The 20,895-nt window shown below is 51.6% G+C and carries 20 protein-coding genes; 4 read left to right on the top strand and 16 right to left on the bottom strand.

Translation table 11 applies throughout. From position 1 onward, the window contains the following. The first annotated feature begins 116 nt into the window (after positions 1 to 116). Positions 117 to 380: a 30S ribosomal protein S20 gene (gene rpsT / locus H3L98_RS06150; protein ID WP_027021223.1), complete on the top strand. Its 264-nt coding sequence runs from the start codon at positions 117 to 119 to the stop codon at positions 378 to 380. Between the two features lie 50 nt (positions 381 to 430). Here rpsT and H3L98_RS06145 read toward each other — a convergent pair whose 3' ends face one another. From H3L98_RS06145 to H3L98_RS06120, 6 genes are all read right to left on the bottom strand, one after another. Continuing rightward, the gene (locus tag H3L98_RS06145; RefSeq protein ID WP_027021222.1) at positions 431 to 1,258 is read right to left on the bottom strand and encodes an undecaprenyl-diphosphate phosphatase; all 828 of its coding nucleotides are present in this window, start codon (positions 1,256 to 1,258) and stop codon (positions 431 to 433) included. A 75-nt stretch (positions 1,259 to 1,333) separates the two neighbouring features. Next, positions 1,334 to 2,041 carry a thiol:disulfide interchange protein DsbA/DsbL gene (locus tag H3L98_RS06140; protein ID WP_034332985.1) on the bottom strand — a complete coding sequence of 236 codons (708 nt, stop codon included), beginning with the start codon at positions 2,039 to 2,041 and terminating at the stop codon, positions 1,334 to 1,336. 126 nt (positions 2,042 to 2,167) lie between these two features. Beyond that, positions 2,168 to 3,304 carry an SPOR domain-containing protein gene (locus H3L98_RS06135; RefSeq protein WP_027021220.1) on the bottom strand — a complete coding sequence of 379 codons (1,137 nt, stop codon included), beginning with the start codon at positions 3,302 to 3,304 and terminating at the stop codon, positions 2,168 to 2,170. 137 nt (positions 3,305 to 3,441) lie between these two features. Then, the gene (locus tag H3L98_RS06130; RefSeq protein ID WP_027021219.1) at positions 3,442 to 4,935 is read right to left on the bottom strand and encodes a YifB family Mg chelatase-like AAA ATPase; all 1,494 of its coding nucleotides are present in this window, start codon (positions 4,933 to 4,935) and stop codon (positions 3,442 to 3,444) included. 5 nt (positions 4,936 to 4,940) lie between these two features. After that, entirely contained in the window at positions 4,941 to 5,342 is a 402-nt protein-coding gene (locus H3L98_RS06125; protein WP_051531955.1) for an accessory factor UbiK family protein, read from the bottom strand. A gap of 108 nt (positions 5,343 to 5,450) precedes the next feature. After that, positions 5,451 to 6,275, bottom strand: coding sequence for a DsbC family protein (locus H3L98_RS06120; protein ID WP_027021218.1), 825 nt, complete (start codon positions 6,273 to 6,275; stop codon positions 5,451 to 5,453). A 186-nt stretch (positions 6,276 to 6,461) separates the two neighbouring features. On the opposite strand from H3L98_RS06120, the gene H3L98_RS06115 reads away from it, so the two are divergent. Beyond that, positions 6,462 to 7,259 (top strand): 3'-5' exonuclease, encoded by a 798-nt coding sequence (locus tag H3L98_RS06115; protein ID WP_027021217.1) that lies wholly within the window; start codon positions 6,462 to 6,464, stop codon positions 7,257 to 7,259. 53 nt (positions 7,260 to 7,312) lie between these two features. Here the strand turns inward: H3L98_RS06115 and H3L98_RS06110 are convergent, their stop codons facing one another. The 3 genes from H3L98_RS06110 to mnmC1 are packed head-to-tail and all read right to left on the bottom strand — an operon-like array spanning position 7,313 to position 12,308. Next, entirely contained in the window at positions 7,313 to 9,841 is a 2,529-nt protein-coding gene (locus tag H3L98_RS06110) for a DUF4132 domain-containing protein (RefSeq protein ID WP_169733445.1), read from the bottom strand. A gap of 19 nt (positions 9,842 to 9,860) precedes the next feature. After that, the gene (gene folP / locus H3L98_RS06105) at positions 9,861 to 10,712 is read right to left on the bottom strand and encodes a dihydropteroate synthase (protein WP_034332983.1); all 852 of its coding nucleotides are present in this window, start codon (positions 10,710 to 10,712) and stop codon (positions 9,861 to 9,863) included. Between the two features lie 24 nt (positions 10,713 to 10,736). Then, the gene (gene mnmC1 / locus H3L98_RS06100) at positions 10,737 to 12,308 is read right to left on the bottom strand and encodes an FAD-dependent 5-carboxymethylaminomethyl-2-thiouridine(34) oxidoreductase MnmC1 (RefSeq protein ID WP_420838893.1); all 1,572 of its coding nucleotides are present in this window, start codon (positions 12,306 to 12,308) and stop codon (positions 10,737 to 10,739) included. Positions 12,309 to 12,401: 93 nt separating this feature from the next. Between mnmC1 and aroQ the strand changes: the two genes are divergently transcribed. Continuing rightward, entirely contained in the window at positions 12,402 to 12,839 is a 438-nt protein-coding gene (aroQ, locus tag H3L98_RS06095) for a type II 3-dehydroquinate dehydratase (protein ID WP_027021214.1), read from the top strand. A gap of 68 nt (positions 12,840 to 12,907) precedes the next feature. Here aroQ and ubiA read toward each other — a convergent pair whose 3' ends face one another. Then, positions 12,908 to 13,807: a 4-hydroxybenzoate octaprenyltransferase gene (gene ubiA / locus H3L98_RS06090; protein WP_084481829.1), complete on the bottom strand. Its 900-nt coding sequence runs from the start codon at positions 13,805 to 13,807 to the stop codon at positions 12,908 to 12,910. Positions 13,808 to 13,950: 143 nt separating this feature from the next. Between ubiA and pncB the strand changes: the two genes are divergently transcribed. Next, complete coding sequence (gene pncB / locus H3L98_RS06085; protein WP_027021212.1) at positions 13,951 to 15,144, top strand: nicotinate phosphoribosyltransferase; 1,194 nt, start codon at positions 13,951 to 13,953, stop codon at positions 15,142 to 15,144. A gap of 57 nt (positions 15,145 to 15,201) precedes the next feature. Here pncB and icd read toward each other — a convergent pair whose 3' ends face one another. The 6 genes from icd to erpA all read right to left on the bottom strand — a co-directional run bounded on the left by icd (position 15,202) and on the right by erpA (position 20,819). Further along, on the bottom strand, positions 15,202 to 16,440 hold the full coding sequence (icd, locus tag H3L98_RS06080) for an NADP-dependent isocitrate dehydrogenase (RefSeq protein WP_027021211.1): 1,239 nt from the start codon (positions 16,438 to 16,440) through the stop codon (positions 15,202 to 15,204). A 212-nt stretch (positions 16,441 to 16,652) separates the two neighbouring features. Then, positions 16,653 to 17,633, bottom strand: a complete 981-nt coding sequence (locus tag H3L98_RS06075) for a tetratricopeptide repeat protein (protein ID WP_051531953.1) — start codon at positions 17,631 to 17,633, stop codon at positions 16,653 to 16,655. 157 nt (positions 17,634 to 17,790) lie between these two features. Continuing rightward, positions 17,791 to 18,459, bottom strand: a complete 669-nt coding sequence (locus H3L98_RS06070; protein WP_027021210.1) for a class I SAM-dependent methyltransferase — start codon at positions 18,457 to 18,459, stop codon at positions 17,791 to 17,793. Positions 18,460 to 18,522: 63 nt separating this feature from the next. Beyond that, on the bottom strand, positions 18,523 to 18,708 hold the full coding sequence (locus tag H3L98_RS06065) for a DUF3460 family protein (protein WP_027021209.1): 186 nt from the start codon (positions 18,706 to 18,708) through the stop codon (positions 18,523 to 18,525). 28 nt (positions 18,709 to 18,736) lie between these two features. Then, complete coding sequence (locus tag H3L98_RS06060) at positions 18,737 to 20,320, bottom strand: YdgA family protein (protein ID WP_027021208.1); 1,584 nt, start codon at positions 20,318 to 20,320, stop codon at positions 18,737 to 18,739. 160 nt (positions 20,321 to 20,480) lie between these two features. Next, positions 20,481 to 20,819 carry an iron-sulfur cluster insertion protein ErpA gene (gene erpA / locus H3L98_RS06055; protein WP_027021207.1) on the bottom strand — a complete coding sequence of 113 codons (339 nt, stop codon included), beginning with the start codon at positions 20,817 to 20,819 and terminating at the stop codon, positions 20,481 to 20,483. Positions 20,820 to 20,895 lie beyond the last annotated feature (76 nt).

Raw genomic sequence — 20,895 nt, 5'->3', positions numbered from 1 at the left:
AGGGCGCATATTGTGGCGAATACGGTGTTTTTGCCCTGTAAAACTTGCCTTTCTCGCCCATCGTGATTAAAATGGCGCGTTTTACGAATCTGAATTATCCTTTAGGAGTTTTCTTTATGGCCAACAGCGCACAAGCGCGCAAACGCGCCCGCCAATCCGTTAAAAACCGCGCACACAACGCCAGTTTGCGTACCAGCTTCCGCACTGCTGTAAAAAAAGTGCTTAAAGCCGTTGAAGCAGGCGACCAAGCCGCCGCTCAAGAAGTGTACCGCCAATCGGTTAAAATTATTGACCGCATTGCCGACAAAGGCGTGTTCCACAAAAACAAAGCAGCCCGTCACAAAAGCCGTTTGGCTGCCAAAATCAAAGCAATGGCTTAATTTAAACCGTCAAAAAACCTGTTGCCCGAAACGGCAACAGGTTTTTTGTATTACTGCGTTGCCCAGTTTACCCAACCCATATAATAAGTCAGCAAAATCAAACCGCCAAAGACAATGCGGTAATAGGCAAACGGCACATAGTTTTTGCTGGAAACAAATTTCAGCAAAGCGCGTACCGCCAGCAAACCTGCCGCAAACGCCGCCACAAAGCCCACCGCAATCAAGCCCACATCTGCCCAAGTAAACAACTGATAATTTTTATAAATATCGTAAAAAGTCGCCGCCACCATCATCGGCACCGCCAAGAAAAACGAAAATTCGGTTGCGGCTTTGCGGTCCAAACCCCACCACATTCCGCCCATAATGGTGCTGCCCGAACGCGATGTACCCGGAATCAGCGCACACACCTGCGCCACGCCCACCATTAAAGCATCTTTCGCTGTCATTTCATCTACTTCGCGCACACGCGGGGTGATGGTTTGGGCGCGTTTTTCCACCCACAAAATAATCAGTCCGCCCACCACCAGTGCCACCGCCACGCTAATCGGATTAAACAAGAACTGTTTGATTTCCTTGCGGAACAGCAAACCCATCACCGCCGCAGGCACAAACGCCACCGCCAAATTCAGCACAAAACGGTTTACCGCCGCATCGCGCCCGATAAAACGCGCCACATGGCTAAAACGGCTGCGGTACTCAAACACCACAGCCAGCACCGCACCCAATTGAATCGCAATTTCAAACACTTTGCCCTTGCTGTGAAAACCGAGTAAATCGCCCACCACAATCAAATGCCCCGTGCTGGAAATCGGCAAAAATTCGGTTAGCCCTTCAATAATCCCCATGATTAGGGCTTTAAACATCAATACAATATCCATTTGATTTTCCAAATTAAATAAAAAAGCGCAGGAAACGCCCTTAAACGCCTCCTACGCGCACAAAAATTTTACCGATTAACGGTTTACCGAACCAGCAATACCCATGCCTTTACTTTTGGGCGCAGCGGCTTGAGGCTTGGGCGCAGGTTTTTTCATACCGCGCTCATCACGCACTTTTTGCACCAGCTCGTCCACGGTTTTCATGCCTTCCACAAAGCCTTTGGGGAACAGCACGCGGTATTTTCCGCCCACAATCACGGTGGGGGTGCTGTTGATGCCGTATTCGGCGGTACGCACCATCATTTGCTTGGCTTGTGCCTGATTGCTAAAGGAATTATACGCAGTCAGCAGTTTTTTGCCGTCAAACGCTTTTTGCGACTTCATCCATTCAATGGTTTTGCCGGGGTCGTTAAAATCGCGTTTTTCTTCAAAAATAGCTTTGTAAATTTCGGGATTGGCTTTGTCTTTCAAATTGGTTTGATTCACAGCCGCCGCCAAACGGGCAAAACCGAAATGTCCCGATTCGTCCCAAACCACATGGTCGGTTTGAAAATAGGTATCGGAAGCAAAGGTTTTGACGTGTTTACGGATAACGGGGTCAAGATTTTTACAGTGAATGCAAAAATAACCAAAGAATTCCAATACTTCAATTTTGTCTTTTTGGGTTTGGGGCATGGCTTTGGGCAACACTTCGTAATCGGTGCCTTCGGTCAGCGCGGCGGCGTTGCCCGCCAAACCCAAGCCAATCACAGCGGAAACCAGAACTTTTTTAAACAAAGTCATTAACTTGTCCTTTCTTGTAAAATATTTTGACACGCTGGCGAAACAACGGTTCGGAAAGGGTGTGTGCGCCCTTCCCGAACCATTATACCGCTGCACAGGGCAGACTTTCAAATCGGAAATGCCAAATTATTGCCCTGAACGCTCGTAAACATTTACGCCGTTTTTATTGAGGGTGTTACGGGTGTTGCCGGCGCGTTCGCCGCTCATGGGTGCGGTTTGTACGCGGTAAACCGATTTGCCGTCAATTTTGGCTTCGGAAATTTTGGTTTGCACGCCCATCATCGCCAAACGGGCACGTTGGGCATCGGCTGCGCGGGCGCTGGCAAACGAACCGGTTTGAAATACCACCGTGCCGCCTTTATTGGCAGAAGCCTGTGCTTTGGGCTTGCTTTCGGGTTTGGCAGCCGCTGTGGTTTTGGGGGCTGACTTGGTGTTTGCCTGACGTTTGGCGGCTTCACGCGCTTTGTCGATATTGCCCGTTTCCAAAATCATTTGCGGAGTGGGTTTTGGGTCTTTGGCAGGCTGCTGTTTGGCAACGGCTGCGGGCTTGGGTGTGGGTTTGATGGGTTCAACCGCTTTGGGCGCAGCAGGCTTGGGACGGTTGTTTGCCAAATTATTATTACGCTCGGGACGCGGCGCGGGAGCGGGACGGTAACGGGCAGTATTGTTTTCATGCGGACGGAAAACGCTGGTACCGCGTACTTCGGCTTTGGGCTTGGGGCGTGCGGCAGGCGCAGTATTAGCAGCTTGCGGACGCACAGGTTTGGGTGCAACAGCGACAGGCGGCGGCGACACGGGAACGGGTTTGCGCTGCGGCTGATTCAGATTGCTGCTGTTGTCGGCAGATTGCTGGGCGGCTTTTGCACCTGCCAATGCGCCTGCTGCCGCTGCTGCGGTTTCGGCACTGACGGCGGGGGCGGTTTCGGCAGCAGGGGCTGCGGGTTTACTTTCTGCAACAGCGGCTGCGTTGTCGGCAGGCGTGGTTTGAGCAGTTTGCGCGGGCGCGGTTTCGGCAGGCAGAGTGGGCTGCTGAACCGCTACGGCTTCGCTGCCTTGTTCGGGCAAGGCATCAGAAGCGGGGGTTTGCGCCACCGCACCCGATGCACCGCCGCCCAAAGCGGGGTCGTTACGGAAATCGCGTTTGCTGTTGCTGTTGAGCATCAGCAAAACGGCAATAATAATCATGGTTGCCAAAACCAAGCCGGCCAAGAAGCCGACCAAGCCTTTGCCTTTTTGCAAAAAATGGTTTTTTTGAGAAGACATACTGCTATCCGATGGGAAAAAGGGTCAAAAGGAAAAATAATTACTTGTCGCGCATTCTAACACGATTTGCCCGCGGGCATTCCAGCACACACGGGCAAACAGGGTTTTGGCGCATCTTTGTTGCAACAGTTGCACCACTACAGGGCGCGGCGCAAGCCAATGGCGCGTAATACATGGGCACGGGATACGGTGGTTTCGCCGCTTAAATCGGCAACGGTACGCGCCACACGCAAAATACGGTGGAAACTACGCGCCGATAAGGATAATTTTTCCAACATCTGCGCCAAACTGTTGCGGGCTTCGGCACTGATGTCGGCGATGCCGTCTAATTCGGACGGCGACAACGCGGCATTGGTTTTACCTTGACGGTTGTGCTGGCGCAAACGCGCCGCTGCCACGCGCTCTGCCACCGCCGCGCTGCTTTCGCCTGCTTGGGCGTGGGTTAAATCGGCAGCGGGCAAGGCAGGCACTTCAATGGTTAAATCAATGCGGTCCAATAAAGGTCCTGAAATTTTGTCGCGGTAACGGCGCACCGCTTCAGGCGTACAGCGGCAGGGTTTGGACGGATGCCCCAAATAACCGCACGGACAGGGATTCATGGCAGCAACCAACTGAAAATTCGCAGGAAACTGTGCCTGACGACTGGCGCGGGAAATGTGAATCACGCCCGTTTCCAAAGGCTCGCGCAACATTTCCAATACACGGCGGTCAAATTCGGGCAATTCGTCTAAAAACAATATCCCCCTGTGCGCCAAGGAAATTTCGCCAGGGCGCGGGTCGGAACCCCCACCCACCAAGGCAGCAGCACTGGCGCTGTGATGCGGGCTGCGGAAGGGTCGTCCCTGCGGCAAAACATGGTCGTGGCGCGGCAGCAGCGAACGCACTGTCCACACTTCAATGCGTTCGGCATCGCTTAAAGGCGGCAAAATACTGGGCAAACGTTGTGCCAACATGGATTTTCCCGTCCCTGGGGGTCCCATCATCAGCAGGCTGTGTGCGCCCGCTGCCGCCACTTCCAGAGCAAAACGCGCCGTGTGTTGCCCTTTGACTTCTCGCAAATCCGCCAAGGGCGCAAGCTGTACCACATCATCGCGCACCGCACAGGCGCGGGATAAGGGCGTTTGTCCGTTTAAATGTGCCACGACTGCGCGTAAATCCGCCGCACCGTACACGCTTACCGCGTCCATTAACGCAGCTTCTTCGGCGTTTTCGGCGGGTAACACAAACGCCCGTCCCGCCAAATGCCCCTGCCACACCATTGCCAACGCCCCGCGCACCGCCCGCAGCCGTCCCGACAACGCCAACTCGCCCGCAAATTCGTAATCTGCCAATGCCGCTGCGTTTACCTGCCCCGAAGCCGCCAAAATCCCCAACGCCACAGGCAGGTCAAAACGCCCCGATTCTTTCGGCAAATCGGCAGGCGCAAGGTTGACCGTGATTTTTTTGGCAGGAAAATCAAAGCCGCTTTGCACAATCGCCGCCCGCACCCTGTCGCGGCTTTCCTTCACTTCCGTATCGGGCAAGCCCACGATATTGAACTGCGGCAAACCGTTTGCCAAATGCGTTTCCACTTCCACCAAAGGCGCGTGCGTACCGCATAAGGCGCGGCTGTTTACCAGCGCAAACGACATGATAATTAAGCGGATTGTTCGGGCTGACCGCCGCTGCGTACACCATCGTGCAAGGCTTCGGGTTCGGCAACGGCGGCGTTTTCCCCGTTTTCATTTTCCGCAGACGGCGCAGCAGCAGATGTTTGCGCTTCCGCAGCAGGCACTTCGGGCTTGGGTGCAGGGGCAGAAGTGGCAAACACCGCCGCTTCCAAAGCCGCCAAACGCGCTTCTGCCTCGCTTAATTTGGTGCGGGTTTTAATTAAAATTTGTTGTTGGATATCAAATTCTTCGCGCGTAACCAAATCCATTTTGGCAAACGCGCCACCCAACATCGCTTTGGCGTTTTTTTCCAAATCTTTGGCGGGGCTGTTTGCCACGGTTTCACTGATTTTGGCGGCAAGGTCTTCAAAAAGCTGCTTGGCAAGCATGGTGGTTCTCCCAATCGGAACAGTTATTCATACGGTCTATTGTAGCGGCAAACGCCAACGCCCGCCAAAAAAGAAAATCAAGGCGGGCGTAAGCATCGGTAATGTTATTTATTTTTTCTGGTTTGCCTGAATCAGCGTTTCCAACTGCGGCATCGGCGCGTAACCGCCTTGTACTTTGCCGTTGGGGAACACCATGGTGGGCGTACCGTTAAAGCCGTATTGCAAACCCAAATTGATGGCGTCTTCCACAGGGTTTTTACAATCTGCCACTTTGGGGGGATTTTTGCCCTGACGCATCCAGTCAATCCATGCCTGCGTGCGGTTGGGCTGACACCAAATCTGTACCGATTTTTGATAGGCTTTCGGGTGCAGTGTGGGAATCGGCATCAAGAAAGTGTAAATGGTTACATTGCTCATTTTGTCAAATTCGCGTTCCAAGCGTTTGCAGAACGGGCAATCGGGGTCGGAAAACACGGCTACTTTGTATTTGCCGTTACCGCGCACTTCGCGGATGGCTTTGTTTAAGGGCAAGCTGTCAAAATCAATCGCGCTTAATTCGGCACGGCGTTCTTCGGTAAGGCTGGTGCCGTCTTGGGTGCGGATTAAGTCGCCCACAATCATGTATTGCCCTGTGGCATCGGTATAAACAATTTGGCGGTTGTCGGTTTGCACTTCATACACGCCCGCCATTGGCGTGCTTGCCACATTTTGAATTTTCAAACCTTGGTCGGCGTAATTTTTTTCCAAAGTGGCGGCAATGGTTTTGGCAACATCGGCAGGTACGCCCTCGCCCGCGCTAACGGCTGCTTTTTTCGCGGCGGCAGCAACAGGCGACGAAGCGGCTTTTCCCGATGCGGCAGGCACTTCGCCGCAAGCGGTCATCGCCAAAATCAAAGCGGGAATCAGTGTGCGTAAAGAAGTTTTGGTTTTCATGAATATTCCTTATGGCTTGTTCGGTTAGGGCGTATTCCCAAACACATCAGCAACAAAATATTAAAAACCGCCTATTATGCCGCAAAGCCGCCTGCCGCACTCGCACCTTAACACAATTTATTATTTAACCCCGCCGCACATCACGTTACAATAGCCGCACAACTCACTGTTCCCGCCTTTACTGCCATGAATACCCCCATACTCGCCTTTGATATTGAAACCATTCCCGATACCCATGCCATCCGTCTGCTCTACCAATTGCCCGACACCTTAAGCGATGCCGAAACCGCCGAATACGCCCTACAAAAACGCCGCGCCCAAAACGGCAGCGACTTTCTGCCCCTACATCTGCACCGCATTATCGCCATCGCCTGCTGTTTGCGCTGGCAGGACAAAATCCGCATTGCTGCCATCGGCACGCCCGAAGACAACGAAGCCCAAATCATTACCACCTTTTATTCCCTGCTGGATAAATACACCCCGCAGCTTGTCAGCTGGAACGGCGGCGGTTTTGACCTGCCCGTTTTGCACTATCGCGCCCTGATGCACGGCACACCCGCCCCCCGCTATTGGGACAACGGCGACGGCGGTTTTCCCGACAGCCGCGACTTCAAATGGAATAACTACACCAACCGCTACCACACCCGCCATTGCGACTTAATGGACGTACTGTCCCTATTTAATGCCCGCGCCGCCGTTCCCTTGGACGACATCGCCAAATTATGCGGCTTCCCTGGTAAACAAGGCATGGACGGCAGCCAAGTTTGGCACGCCTACCAAGCAGGCGCATTAAACGACATCCGCCACTACTGCGAAACCGATGCCGCCAATACCTACCTGATGTACCTGCGCTTTTGCCTGATAAACGGCAGCATGAACCCCAGCACCTACCACAGCGAAGTAGAGAAACTGCGCCATACCGTCCAAAGCCAAGCCGCCGAATTCCCCCATTGGGCAGAATTTTTAGCCGCATGGCAACCTTAATCCACAAAAAACAGGCTTCCGAATCCGAAGCCTGTTTTTTTTATTCCTAATGATTACTGCCCGATTTGCAACAAAATCGTCGGGTCGGTAATTTTGCTTTCATCAGCCAACAACATCGCTTTAGACAACACCAGCGACAACATCGCATCGCCCTCAAACGGCACAAACAAACCCTGTGTCGGGTCTTTTTTACTGCGGTCTGGCACAATACACAAATATTGGTCATTCGGCGACATCAAAATATTACCGCTGCCAATATGAATTTTATAAGTGCGGATTTTGCCCTGCACTACCAAGAAATTATCTTCAATATGCGCCACTTTACTGATTTTTAAACGCGGTAACAGCGTTTCCAATACTTCTTTGCGGCTTTTTGCCACTTCGCCAACCAAAGCACCAAACGAATAGCTTTGCCAATAATCGCGGTACTGCGGCAAACCGCCGTTATCCTGCCAATGCGGGTCGTTACCCACACTGGCAACCCCCACAAACAAATCCACATCGCGCATCACTTCCGAAAACACCCGCACAGGCACATCAATCAAATTTATCGGCGCATCGTTTTCCCCCTCGTGGTAAAAGCGCACTTGGTCGGTGGCAGTGTATAAAAACATTCCCGAATCCGAATATTCTTCGCCCACACCATCTGTCCAAAACTCAGCACGCAAACCATATTCAGGCAATGCCAAAGCAGTAATCTGACCATTGCCATAGTCCCAACTACTCTGCACACTGCCCTGCCAACCACGCCCCCTTGCCAAGTTAATGTATTGATGTTGTTTTAAAATATGCGCAGCAAAACGGTTGCTGTAGGTGCGCGTTTTTAATTCCGCATCGGTAATTAAGTAAATTTCGCGGTATGCCTGTTTAAACGGCTGCTGGATTTGCTTTTCTGCCAACAATTTGCGCCATGCTAACACTTCCGCAGCTTCGGCAGTAACGGGATGCCACAGCATCACTTGCGAATACGCCACCACATCCACACTTTCGCCTGCATGGTTTACCCACTCGCCATCTACATAAAACGCCGCTACGCCCTGCGTATCGTTTTCATCTTGAAAAAACCGCCAAATCAGCCCACGCGCCAGCCAGCCCATTACACCGTGGTGCCAATAATATTCCTGAAAATAATCCCACGCCATGCGCTGCTCGCCGCGCATCATGCGGTCTAAACGGTCGCGCTGGGTCGTTAAAGTCATATTCAGGTTTTTTTGCTGAAGTTTTAAGGCTTTTAATTGTTCGGCGTGCTGTTCTTTTACCACAGCAGGCACGGTTTTTTGCGGCGAACCGTCTGCTTTAAACCATTCCAAGCTGCTTTTGCCAACACCTGTAATCTGCAAACGGCAGCTATGCCCGCTGGCAAACATTTCTATATAAACACCATTTTCATCCAAACCAAAACCTTCCACCCCCATATCTTCAATGGTTTGGCGCGATACGCCGTGGCGTTCCGCTGCTTCGTTAATATATTTATCAATGATTTTACGGATATTGTTTGCTTTTACGCGCAACAGCAAACGCGATAAATACTTCATGCCGCTTAAACCCGATTGCGCAAAAACATACAAACAAGCATTACCGATATTGGTCAACGGCGACATGCCCACCCCCTTTACTTTTGCATAGCAGCGTAATGCCAAGGCATTAAGCGTAGCCAATAAGGCTTCATCGGCACACAGCGCACAACTCCATACCAAACATTTGATAAGATAAAGATTATCCTCTGCCACAGGCTCGCCCTTCGTACACATCCAATAACCCCACCAATCATCCCTTGTCCTATCAATATCATGGCACGAGAGACCCTTAGTATAACAAATCCATGTAAACCAATCTGTTACCTGCTGTTTAAATACTGCTTCGCCCAATTCGTCAATATAAGTGCGCATGGTTTTTAAAAACACCGCAGAAGGCTTGCTGGCTTTTTTCACACCCACAGCATGAGTAAAAATTTTGCCCCACACCACCTGCTGCTGTATGGGCAAAGCTGCCAATGCTTCGCTATGTGCTTGCGCAAAATCATCATTATAAAAAAACGCTACCTTATCCACCTGAATACCCAGCAATTGTTGCAGTTTTTGCTCCAATACAGTTACTTCTGAACCCCTTATATTTGAAGTGGATACACGCTGATACGCCAACTGCAAGACATCACGCAGTTCATCGTCTGTTACGGTACCGATATGTTTTTCAATTTGTTTGAGCAATGCCATTACAGGATAGGAATACCAAACTGTCCGCCCACCTTCAGACGCATCTGCAAATACTGTACTTAACAGCCAAACCGCTTCACGGCTGCTGACAGGCAGGTTTTTACGCAACAATGCCACCGTAAGCGCACTCTCGGGGCTACGCCAATAACTATTCTTAATTTTAAACATTTCTTGGGCGCAATACACCAGCAAGCACACCCGTTCGGACGAGGGCAAACGGCTCAAAACGGTTTGATAAATTTCGGTTTGCGCAGCTTGTATATCCTTATACCCAGAAGATTGCATGGCTCCCCAATCTTGTTGAAGCTGGTTTAACCATTGTTTATATTGCTGGATTTGTTCGGGAGTAAGTTCAGGAAAGGCTGACATGTTTTTTTCCTTTAAAAAATCATTGCTTAAAAAACGGCTGCGATAAAGCATACCATACTTTTAAGGCATCGGCGGTTTCGCGCACATCGTGAACACGTAGCACTTTTGCGCCGCGTTCTGCGGCAAACAGCGCAGCAGCCACGCTGCCGCTAACCCGTTCGGCAGGCACGCTGCGCCCGCTTAATTCGCCAATCATGCGTTTGCGCGACACGCCAGCCAGTACAGGCACACCGCACACCCGCGCCAATTCGGGCAATCCACGCAATAAATCCACGTTATGCGCCAAGGTCTTACCGAATCCAATGCCCATATCTACGGTTAAACGCTGGGGGGCAATCCCCGCTGCGGTACAGGCTTGCACGCGCCCGCGCAAATAGTCGCCCACTTCGCGCACCACATCGTCATATTGGGGCTGCTGCTGCATGGTTTGCGGTTGCCCGCGCATGTGCATCAGGCAAATGCCTGTATTGGTGCTTTGCGCCAGCAGTTCCAATGCGCCTGTGTCTTCAAGTGCTTGCACATCATTGATAATATCGGCGCAGCCGTGTGCCAATACCAAACGCATGACGCTGCTGCGGCGCGTGTCCACGCTAATCGGCACATTCCAGCGCAAAACTTCTGCCAATACGGGGGCAATGCGCTGCCATTCTTGTTCGGGCGGAACAGGTAAGGCATCGGGACGGGTGGATTCGCCGCCGATGTCTAAAATATCTGCGCCGTCTTTCAGCAGGGTTTCGGCATGGCGCAGGGCAGCGCTTACGCTGGTAGAATAGGTGCCGCCGTCTGAAAAGGAATCGGGGGTTAAATTCACAATACCCATGATTTTGGGTTGGGATAAATCCAGTTGAAAACGGGTGGTTTGCCAAATCATAATCAATCCTTTAAGTTTAAATGCTTAATCTTTTTCGCCACGCACCAAGCGGGCGATGGGTAGGCGGTTGGGGTGTAGGGCGTGGCGCAGGCTGTGTGATAACACGGCGGGCAAGCCCAAAATTTGCGCGGCAATTTCGGCGGCGCACAGGGGTGCAGTTACCAAACCACGGCTGCCGTGTGCGGTATTCGCCCACACATTCGGCAAATAGGGGCAAGGGCTGTGAATGCGGTAGTTTTTGTCTTTGGCTAAAGCAGCATAAGTCTGTAACATGGCATCAACATCGCCCAATGCGCCGACTAGGGGCAAATGGTCGCGGCTGTCGCAACGCACGGCGGCGTGTCCGCGTAAAAATGGGGCTGGGGCATTGAGTTCTGCGGCTAAATCGGGGTGCAGTTGCTGCAACATCAAACAGTTGTCGTGTTGTTCGGCATCGCGCCAAGTGCTGTCGCCATCGTTGGCAATAAAGCTCGCGCCAAAGGTGTGGGCATCACGCCAAGCAGGGGCAAGATAGCTTTCGCCCGATAAGGCAACACGCAAACGGCGGCTATGGGGCGTGGCAGCAGCAACGGCGGTTTGCCCGCGTATCAAGCGCACGGGAAAACCGTTCAGCAAATCCATTTCTGCGCTTTGCGCCCCGCAGCACAGTACAAGATGGCTGGCACGGAAACTGCCTTGCGTGGTGTGTAATTGCCAATATGTGCCGTCGTGTTGGGCAGATTGCAGGGCGCAGCGGGTGTGCAAGCTGATGTTTTCATGGACAAGCAGGGCATTAACCAAAGCGGGCGGATGCAGCCACGCGCCCTGTTGCCAATACAGCGCGTCTTGCGTTACAGGCACACCCGCAATCGCCGAGGCTTTGGCTGCTGTAACAGCGCGATACAAATGGGCGTGATGTGCGCCCTGCTCTGCCAATTGGCGGTGGCGACGGGTTTCCGCATCGTTAAAATTCAGATGCAAAATACCGCCGCTGCCCCACGCTTCACGTTCGGGCAACAGGGTTTCCAACAACAGGCGTGTATAGCCGTAACCTGCCAACAATAATTGGGTTTGTGCGGTGGCATGGGCGGAAATTTTGGCATACAGCAAACCCTGACGGTTGCCCGAAGCGGCGCGGGCAGGTGCATCTGCCGCTTCCAATACACGCACAGGCACGCCGTGCCGTGCCAGCTCAAACGCCGTTGCTGCGCCCGCAATGCCCGCACCAATAACCGCTACACTTTCCACAGCGGCAACGCTTGGCACGGTCAGCCACGGTTTTTCAGGCGGTAAGGGCTGTTGCGGCAGGGCTTCGGTTTGCCATTGCAGATGATGTGCTTGAGCGTAAGCGTGGATATAAGGGGTTTCGTGATGCGGAATCAGGCGCAAATCCACCTGTGGCAACAAAGGCAGCGGTGGCGACAGCGTGGCAGCTTGGGCGCAACGAGTGGCGCGGTGCAGGGCATGAGCCAGTGGTGGCGCAGAATGTGTGGGAAGCGGATAACGCGGCGGCGCCCCCTGAAAACACAACAACAATTGCACAGGGCGCATGGGATATTGTTGTAATGCTGCATCTAATTCAGCGACAGTAGGCGGATTATTCCATACCAAAATCATTATCATGGTTTTTACAGCAAAATCGGATTACAATCATATCATGCCTTTAGACAGTAACGGCATAACCCGTCTATTTACACAAGGAACGCACACATGGCACATATTGCAGTATTGAATGGTCCCAATCTCAACCTATTGGGTTTACGCGAACCCCATCTTTACGGTTCGCAAAGTTTGGAAGACATCGTCACCCATTTAAATGGCTTGGCAGAAGCATCTGGATTTTCACTGTCGCACGCCCAGCACAACGGCGAAGGCGATTTGGTCAGCGCAGTACAGGCATTACGTGGTCGTGCCGATATGATTATTTTAAACGCTGGTGCTTACACCCACACCAGCATTGCCCTGCGCGATGCACTAACGGCAGTGTGCATTCCCTTTGTGGAAGTGCATATTTCCAATGTGTATGCCCGCGAGCCGTTCCGCCATCATTCTTATTTGTCCGACAAAGCCTTGGGCGTGATTGCGGGCTTGGGGACGTTTGGTTATGAAGCTGCGCTACGGTTTTGTATGGATTATTTGAAACGCTGAATCGGTAGGCAAAACGGCAGCGGTATGTTAAACATACGCGCCGCCGTTTTGGTGTCAAAAATTATCTGTTAAATATAAGCATAGTGCATCACAATGCCCAAAAACCACAACAAACCGATTTTATTGTTTTGCAAAAAGGTATCAAAACAGGCTTGAGGTTCGCGGGTTTGGATATTCAGGTAAAAACGCCACTGCCAGCACACCACCGCCACCAGCATCAGCCAATACAGCCACACGGCGTTAATCATCAATCCCACTTGCATCATCAGCAAATCAAATATGGCGTAACACAACATTGCACCTTCGGCATCAAAACGTCCGAGGGTAATCGCGGAAGTTTGTACCGACAGTTTTAAATCATCGGCTTTGTCTGCTATGGCGTAAATGGTGTCGTATGCCAGCGTCCAAAACACATTGGCGGCAAACAACCACCATGCCAAAGCGGGAATTTCGCCCAAAGTTGCCATAAACACCATGGGAATGCCAAACGAAAACGCCAAGCCCAAATACAGCTGCGGCACGGGAAAAAACCGTTTGGTATAAGGATAGGTAAACGCCAAAAACAAGGCAGGCACTGCCAGCAGCCATGTTTTAAAATCAAAGGGAATCAGGCATAAAGCTGCCAATCCGCACAGCACCAGCGTAAGTTTGACCACTTCGCTTTTGCTGACCAAACCTTGTGCAGCGGGGCGGGAAGCGGTGCGGGCAACATGACCGTCAATATCGCGGTCTGCCCAGTCGTTTACCACGCAACCTGCACTACGCATCAAAAACGTACCCACTGCAAACGCCGCCAACACGGTAAAATCGGGACGGCCGTCTGATGCCAGCCACACCGCCCACAATGTGGGCCACAGCAGCAGCAGCGTACCGATAGGGCGGTCCAGCCGCATCAAACGCGCATACACCGCAAAACGCGCCAGCATATTCGGATGCAGAAGTTTGGAAAAAACAGAAAGGGCTTTCATCGTATTTACCTTTATGGGTTTGGAAGCCGCAGGGCAAAAAGAACGCCGATTTTAACACAAATTTAAAATTGCCAACGCGATTGCCGCCCGTTGCCCGCAATCCGCTATATAATGAACTTTTTCCACCCCACCTGCCCTGCGCCATGCCGATTATCCCTTCCCTGCTCGATACCGACTTATACAAATTCACCATGCTGCAAGTGGTGTTGCACCAGTTTCCCGAAACCCACAGCGTTTACGAATTCCGCTGCCGCAACGCCAGCACCGTTTACCCGCTTGCCGACATTCAATCCGATTTGGAACAAGAACTGGATGCCCTGTGTACCCTGCGTTTCCACGCTGATGAATTGGATTATCTGCGTTCGCTGCGCTTTATCAAAAGCGATTTTGTGGATTATTTGGAACTGTTTCAGCTCAAACGCCGTTTTGTCAGCGTGCGCGGCGGCGAAGACGGACGTTTGCACATCCGTGTGGAAGGTCCGATGATTCAGGCAATGTTCTTTGAAATCTACATTTTGGCGATGGTAAACGAACTGTATTTCCGCCGCTTGGAAACCCCTGAAGTTTTAGCAGAAGGCGAACGCCGTTTACAGGCGAAAGCGGCACTGTTGCGCGACTATACTGCCCGCCAGCACCCTGCTGACCCACCGTTTCTAATTTCCGATTTCGGCACGCGCCGCCGTTATACCTTTGCTTGGCAACAGCATGTTGTGGAAACCCTGTTTCGCGCCGCGCCCGAATCCTTTCGCGGCACCAGCAATGTGTATCTTGCCAAAAAACTGGGTTTGACCCCCATCGGCACGATGGCACACGAATTTTTACAGGCATTTCAAGCCCTAAAAGTGCGTTTGCGCGATTTTCAAAAAGCCGCTTTGGAAGCATGGGTGCATGAATACCGTGGCGACTTGGGCATTGCCCTGACTGATGTGGTGGGCATGGACGCGTTTTTGCGCGATTTTGACCTGTATTTTGCCAAGCTGTTTGACGGACTGCGCCACGACAGCGGCGACCCCTACGAATGGGGCGACAAAGCCCATGCCCACTACCGCCGCTTAAAAATCGACAGCCGCACCAAAATGCTCACCTTTTCAGATGGTTTAACCTTGGAAAAAGCATGGGATTTGCACCAGTATTTTAAAGGACGTTTTAAAACCAGCTTCGGCATCGGCACGAACTTTACCAACGACTTGGGACACGAAACACTGAACATCGTACTCAAGCTGGTGGAATGCAACGGTCAATCGGTTGCCAAGATTTCCGACACCCCCGGTAAAACCGTTACCGATAACGACACCTTTTTGGCGTATTTAAGACAGGTTTTTGAAATTAAAGAATAAACAAAAAACGGTTTGCCCGAAAAAGGCAAACCGTTTGTTTTATCAAGTAATGATTGATTACATGCGTTCAATCATGGCTTTACCAAATGCCGAGCAGGAAATTTCGTTCGCACCGTCCATCAAACGGGCAAAATCGTAAGTTACCTGTTTGTCGCCAATGGCTTTTTCCATCGCGCTAATCACCAAATCAGCAGCTTCTTTCCAACCCAGATGACGCAGCATCATTTCGGCAGACAGAATCAGCGAACCGGGGTTTACTTTGTCTTGACCTGCGTATTTGGGCGCGGTGCCGTGGGTGGCTTCAAAAATAGCGTATTGGTCGGAAATATTGGCACCGGGGGCAATGCCGATACCGCCAACTTGTGCCGCCAAAGCATCGGAAATATAGTCGCCGTTCAGATTCAGGGTGGCAATCACGCTGTATTCGGCAGGGCGCAACAGGATTTGTTGCAAGAAAGCATCGGCAATCGCGTCTTTCACAATGATTTGTTTGCCTGTTTTCGGATTGGTAAACTCACACCACGGACCGCCGTCAATCGGTTTTGCGCCGAATTCGGTTTGCGCCAGCTCGTAGCCCCAATCGCGGAAACCGCCTTCGGTAAACTTCATGATGTTGCCTTTGTGTACCAAGGTTACGCTGGGCTTGTCGTTGTCAATCGCGTATTGAATGGCGGCGCGTACCAAACGTTGTGTGCCTTGTTTGGAAACGGGTTTGATGCCGATGCCTGACGTTTCGGGGAAACGGATTTTGTTTACGCCCATTTCGTTTTGCAGGAAGTTCACGACTTTTTTGCAGTTGTCGCTTTCGGCTTCCCACTCAATACCCGCGTAAATATCTTCGGTGTTTTCACGGAAAATTACCATATCGGTTTTGCTGGGGTCTTTCAGGGGCGAAGGCACGCCGTTGAAATAACGCACGGGACGCACGCATTGGTACAAATCCAATTCTTGGCGCAGGGCAACGTTCAGGGAACGGATACCGCCACCAACGGGCGTGGTCATCGGACCTTTGATGGAAACGGCGTATTCTTTCAGGGCTTCCAAAGTTTCTTCAGGCAGCCATACGTTGTCGCCATATACTTTGGTGGCTTTTTCGCCGGCATACACTTCCATCCAATGGATTTTTTTCTCGCCGCCGTAGGCTTTGGCGACTGCCGCGTCAATCACGTCAATCATCACGGGGGTAATATCTACACCGATGCCGTCGCCCTCGATAAAGGGGATAATGGGATTATTGGGAACGGCTTGGCCGGCAACGATTTTTTGACCCTGTGCGGGCACTTTGATGTGGCTCATAAGGCTCTCCTGTCAAACGGAAAAAATAAAGATGGTCATAAACGACACGCGGACAACGGCAGTTTGCCGCTGCATTAAAAATATTAAAAATGGGGATTGCACACCTTGCAATCCGTGCCGATTTTACGGCAAAGCACCCGAAAAGTGTTAATCTTTTTTAACAGAGTAAAGCAATGCCCGTTTGCCGTACAGCGACAAACGGGCATCAAAGCCTAGATTTTTAACAAGGAACGGGCGCGGCGGGCGGCGGGGCTATTCGGATAGCTGGAAATCAGCTTGCGCCATGTGTCGCGGGCAATATCCTGTTGTTGGATACCGCGCTGGCATTCGCCCACGGTGTACAGGGCTTCGGCGGCTTCGGGGCTGTTGGCATAGCGCGATGCCAAACGTTGTCCGATTTGAATCACCGATTGGCAATGGTTCAGGCGCAAATTGGTTTGCAGCAACAAATACATGCTGTGGCGGGCTGCGGTGCTGCCGTTACCGCCGCCGTCAATGCCGCGCAAGGTGTGCAACACGCCTTTGTAATCGCCACGGCGGAACTGCTGACGTGCCAGCTTCAGGTTTTCCTCGGTGGGGTCGGTCATTTTGCTGCGGTAGGCACTCATATCGGGCGTAATGTTTTCGGGGGGGATACGCACTACTTGTTGGGTTTTGCGGACAGGCGGCGGCGTTTTTTTCTTGTTGGGACGCTGCGGCACAAGGGCAACCGGCGCACGGTGGCGCTCAATCTGCTCCAAACGCTGGCTCAAATAATCTACCTGCTGGCGCAATTGGATGTTTTGGGTGGTCAGCAGGTGGATTTGTTTTTGCTGTTCCAAATACACGGGGTCGCCCGCATAAACGGCAGGAACAGTGGCAGTGAGCGGTACAGGTTGCGGCAAAACGGCAACAGGCTGCTGTACCACCGCCACAGGCTGGGGCTGTACCGCCACAGGGCGCACATTAGCGGGTACGACAGCGGTTTGTGCTGCAGGTAAGGGCTGCAAACGGTAAGGCGCTTGGGCAGCAGTATAAGCAGCATTAGCCTGCGGCGACACCGCCACGGGCTGTAAAGGACGTTCGTTCAGCCGTTCGGCAACAGGATTTCGGATGGGTGCGGGATAAGAAGACACGCCCATGGGTGCCACGCCGACACAGGCGGTCAGCGGGCTTAAGGCGCACAAAGTCAGCAGACGGTTGGTCTTTTTCATAATGATTATGGGGTAATATCAAACGGGTTGGTCAATGCAGCGGGCAAACAATCGGTGCGCTTCGGGGCGCGCCCGTCTGCGGTGCGGATAAAACGTCCGGCACGGATGCGGGGCAAAATCAAAATCGGGCAAACCACGCCATATCAAATCGATACGGCTATTTTTTCAGCAACAAAGTCAGCCCGTCGCCCAAGGGCAAAGCCAGCGGTATCACACGTTTATCGGCGGGCAGTGCCGCGTTAAACGCGCGTAAGCGGGCATGTCCCGGCGGCGCATCGGGGGCATCGGGTTGTGCAGTGCGCCCATGCGACAAAATATTGTCGATGGCAATCACACCACCCGAACGCACCAATTGCAGGCAGGCCTCGTAATACTCAGGGATAAACTGCTTATCGGCATCAATCAGTGCCAAATCATAACTGCCGCCCTCCCCTGCTTCGGCCAATTCGCGCAAAGTAATCAGAGCCGGTTGAAGATACAGGCTTATTTTATGTTCAACCCCTGCTTTTTGCCAATTTTGCCGCGCCATTTCGGTAAAAGTGATGCTGATATCGCAACAACTGATTTGAGCGTGTTCGGGCAATGCCAACGCCATTGCCGTGCTGCTGTAGCCCGTAAACACCCCGATTTCCAAATAACGCTGCACCCCCATCAGCCGCGCCAGCCACGCCAGCAAAGCCGCCTGTTCGGGTGCAACCGCCATATTGCCCAAACGGTGCGAAGCCGTTTGGGCGCGGATTTCGGCAAGAATGGGGGATTCAGGTTCGCTGATTTGGCGCAGGTAACCGCGCAAAGGCGCGGTAAGCTCAACAGATTCAACAGTCATCTGACACACTGCCGCAGCAAGGCACAAACGCGCCCCGCCGTCGTTTTAAACACACAAAAATACTTAATCGGGCTGATAAGCATAAGGTTTTTTAGGCAATTTCGCCGCCGCAAAACCCGCCTGCTCTTCCTCGTCCAGCGTTACATCCCACAACAAGCCACGGTTATCCAAACGGCGCTGCGCCTCTTCAGGGTTTTGTTGCAAATAATCATTTAAAAACTGTGTGGTTTCAGATTGGTATTGGTACATAATCGTATCCTGTACTTATCGTTTATTATCAATTGGCAGACGACGGCGTATCGCTGTCGGGTTCCACGTCTTTCAACACATCTTCGTCTGCCTGCATCACAAACGGCTTACCGTTCATTTTTACCTTACCGTTTTCCAGCAAAACATCGGTTTTAACCGTATTGTCGGCAAGCGTGATGTAACCTTCGCGGCTCAAATTATCCAGCATAGATGTCATAATCAAACGCACCGTTTCATCTACATCCTGCTGTTCTTTATCGTTTAAATTCGCCTGCTCGCCGCCTTCTTCGGGCGCATCGGTGGCAAACAGACTACGCGCCTGTGTTACCGCAAACGATTCAAACACTTTTTGCGATACGTCCAGCTTGATATCGGCATTCATTTTGGCAACCAAATTGGTAAAATTATCCAAATCAGCCACTTGCAAACCGTTAAAACGCAAACCGCCATTGATTTTAATATGCCCCGCAGGCAGTGCCAGCTCAAATTTGTTTACTTTTACCACAGGGTCGTTGGTAAATAAGCCCGCACCTTCATTACGCAGCGAAGCCAACATTTCATCTTGAAACTTATCGGGGTCAATTTTGCTGGTGCTCATTTTCTGCCAACGCGCTTTTAAGGCGGTCAGGCTTTTTGCGTCCAAATGTTCGGCAGCCACATCAATATCCAAAGGTCCGTATTCGGCATCGCCATACATCAGTTTTTCAAACGAAAAACGTCCTTTAGCATCAATAAAGCCTTTGTTTTCGTCCGTTTGGCTTTGATACGCCAATTTGTGTACCGAAATTTTAGACGGTGGAATCGTACCTGTGGGATTGATAAACGCGCCAATTTGCAAATCGGTTACTGCGTTTACCAAATCATTTAAACGCAGGTTGTAATCAATGCTTTCTTTCCACGCAATATCAAAACGTCCCAGCTTGGTATCAGACGAACCCAATGCCATGCCGTTGCTGCCCTCGCGGGTTTCGGTTTGCATGGTAACGTCTTCAATCACGATTTCGCCCATATCGGCAAGCTTGGCTTTCAAGCCCGGAATGGTGAAATTGGTGGTATAACGTTTAAAACCGTTTTGATAATCCACGCGGGCTTTCATGCCTTTCCAATCCAGCTTGATACCGGAAAGTTCTTCGTAATCAAAAGCGGCTACGCCCACATCCAATTTACCACCACCGCTTAAATAAATGGTATTGGTGGCGGTAAACGGGGTTTTTCCGTTAAAAAAACGGGTCAGGATTTTTTGTACTTCGGGGTCAAAACGAAATTCGGTACGCACGCTGGCACGCACAGGCGTTAAACCATCGGCAAACAAGCCGTGTTTAACGTGATTGACCATGGTAACGGGTTTGTCCAATACGGTGCGGATGTTGTCGGGCAACTGCTTGGACATATTGGACAGCAGGTTGGGATGGAAGCGCACCACTGTGGTTTCGGTGGAACTGAACCAGCCTTGGTCGTATTGGTGCGACACCACGTCAAAAAAGAAGGTATCTGCCAACACGCGGTGCTGTTCGGTTAGGGTTTCGCGGGCCTTGCTGCCCAAATAATAGGGTGCGCCTAGAAAAACCGCCAAAAAAACAGGCACAACGGTAGCCAGTAATATTTTTTTCATTTGTTTACCTATTTATTATCGTTTGTACAATCGTAATGGAAGTGATGATGCCCTGACACAGCGGCGCGGGCTGACAAAACAAAATTAAGCTGCCATCATACCACAAAATAACCGCCCGACAGCCATGCTGGGGGCGGTTTTGTGCCATTTATGGGCAGTTTTATACAGAAAACGATGAGCCGCAGCCGCAAGTGGTGGTGGCGTTGGGATTACGGATGACAAACTGCGAACCGTGCAGGCTTTCGGTGTAGTCGATTTCTGCGCCGATTAAGTATTGATAGCTCATCGGGTCCACCAAAAATTTCAAGCCGTTTTTTTCAATTTCAAAATCGTCGTCGTTTTTGATTTCGTCAAAGGTAAAACCGTATTGGAAGCCCGAACAGCCGCCGCCGTTGACAAACACCCGCAGCATCAAATCGGGGTTGTTTTCTTCGGCAATCAAATCGGCTACTTTGGTGCAGCAGGCATCGGTAAAAATAATCGGGGTTTCTTCAGACATGGTGTGCGCTCCTAAAAAGGCGGAAAACGGGCGCATTATACCCGATGTGTGCCAAATCCGCACCTGCTCCGCCGCT

The organism is Conchiformibius steedae, assembly GCF_014054725.1.
GTDB lineage: Bacteria > Pseudomonadota > Gammaproteobacteria > Burkholderiales > Neisseriaceae > Conchiformibius > Conchiformibius steedae.
This window is presented reverse-complemented; position numbering and strand designations above follow the sequence as displayed.

What these genes read in the sequence shown, in the direction of transcription:
- H3L98_RS06065 (WP_027021209.1), bottom strand. Translation starts at nt 18,708, where the DNA reads ATGTACCAATACCAATCTGAAACCACACAGTTTTTAAATGATTATTTG.
- H3L98_RS06075 (WP_051531953.1), bottom strand. Translation starts at nt 17,633, where the DNA reads ATGAAAAAGACCAACCGTCTGCTGACTTTGTGCGCCTTAAGCCCGCTG.
- H3L98_RS06135 (WP_027021220.1), bottom strand. Translation starts at nt 3,304, where the DNA reads ATGTCTTCTCAAAAAAACCATTTTTTGCAAAAAGGCAAAGGCTTGGTC.
- H3L98_RS06110 (WP_169733445.1), bottom strand. Translation starts at nt 9,841, where the DNA reads ATGTCAGCCTTTCCTGAACTTACTCCCGAACAAATCCAGCAATATAAA.
- H3L98_RS06125 (WP_051531955.1), bottom strand. Translation starts at nt 5,342, where the DNA reads ATGCTTGCCAAGCAGCTTTTTGAAGACCTTGCCGCCAAAATCAGTGAA.
- aroQ (WP_027021214.1), top strand. Translation starts at nt 12,402, where the DNA reads ATGGCACATATTGCAGTATTGAATGGTCCCAATCTCAACCTATTGGGT.
- H3L98_RS06070 (WP_027021210.1), bottom strand. Translation starts at nt 18,459, where the DNA reads ATGACTGTTGAATCTGTTGAGCTTACCGCGCCTTTGCGCGGTTACCTG.
- H3L98_RS06060 (WP_027021208.1), bottom strand. Translation starts at nt 20,320, where the DNA reads ATGAAAAAAATATTACTGGCTACCGTTGTGCCTGTTTTTTTGGCGGTT.
- H3L98_RS06115 (WP_027021217.1), top strand. Translation starts at nt 6,462, where the DNA reads ATGAATACCCCCATACTCGCCTTTGATATTGAAACCATTCCCGATACC.
- H3L98_RS06130 (WP_027021219.1), bottom strand. Translation starts at nt 4,935, where the DNA reads ATGTCGTTTGCGCTGGTAAACAGCCGCGCCTTATGCGGTACGCACGCG.
- ubiA (WP_084481829.1), bottom strand. Translation starts at nt 13,807, where the DNA reads ATGAAAGCCCTTTCTGTTTTTTCCAAACTTCTGCATCCGAATATGCTG.
- mnmC1 (WP_420838893.1), bottom strand. Translation starts at nt 12,308, where the DNA reads ATGATTTTGGTATGGAATAATCCGCCTACTGTCGCTGAATTAGATGCA.
- H3L98_RS06145 (WP_027021222.1), bottom strand. Translation starts at nt 1,258, where the DNA reads ATGGATATTGTATTGATGTTTAAAGCCCTAATCATGGGGATTATTGAA.
- folP (WP_034332983.1), bottom strand. Translation starts at nt 10,712, where the DNA reads ATGATTTGGCAAACCACCCGTTTTCAACTGGATTTATCCCAACCCAAA.
- icd (WP_027021211.1), bottom strand. Translation starts at nt 16,440, where the DNA reads ATGAGCCACATCAAAGTGCCCGCACAGGGTCAAAAAATCGTTGCCGGC.
- H3L98_RS06140 (WP_034332985.1), bottom strand. Translation starts at nt 2,041, where the DNA reads ATGACTTTGTTTAAAAAAGTTCTGGTTTCCGCTGTGATTGGCTTGGGT.
- rpsT (WP_027021223.1), top strand. Translation starts at nt 117, where the DNA reads ATGGCCAACAGCGCACAAGCGCGCAAACGCGCCCGCCAATCCGTTAAA.
- H3L98_RS06120 (WP_027021218.1), bottom strand. Translation starts at nt 6,275, where the DNA reads ATGAAAACCAAAACTTCTTTACGCACACTGATTCCCGCTTTGATTTTG.
- pncB (WP_027021212.1), top strand. Translation starts at nt 13,951, where the DNA reads ATGCCGATTATCCCTTCCCTGCTCGATACCGACTTATACAAATTCACC.
- erpA (WP_027021207.1), bottom strand. Translation starts at nt 20,819, where the DNA reads ATGTCTGAAGAAACCCCGATTATTTTTACCGATGCCTGCTGCACCAAA.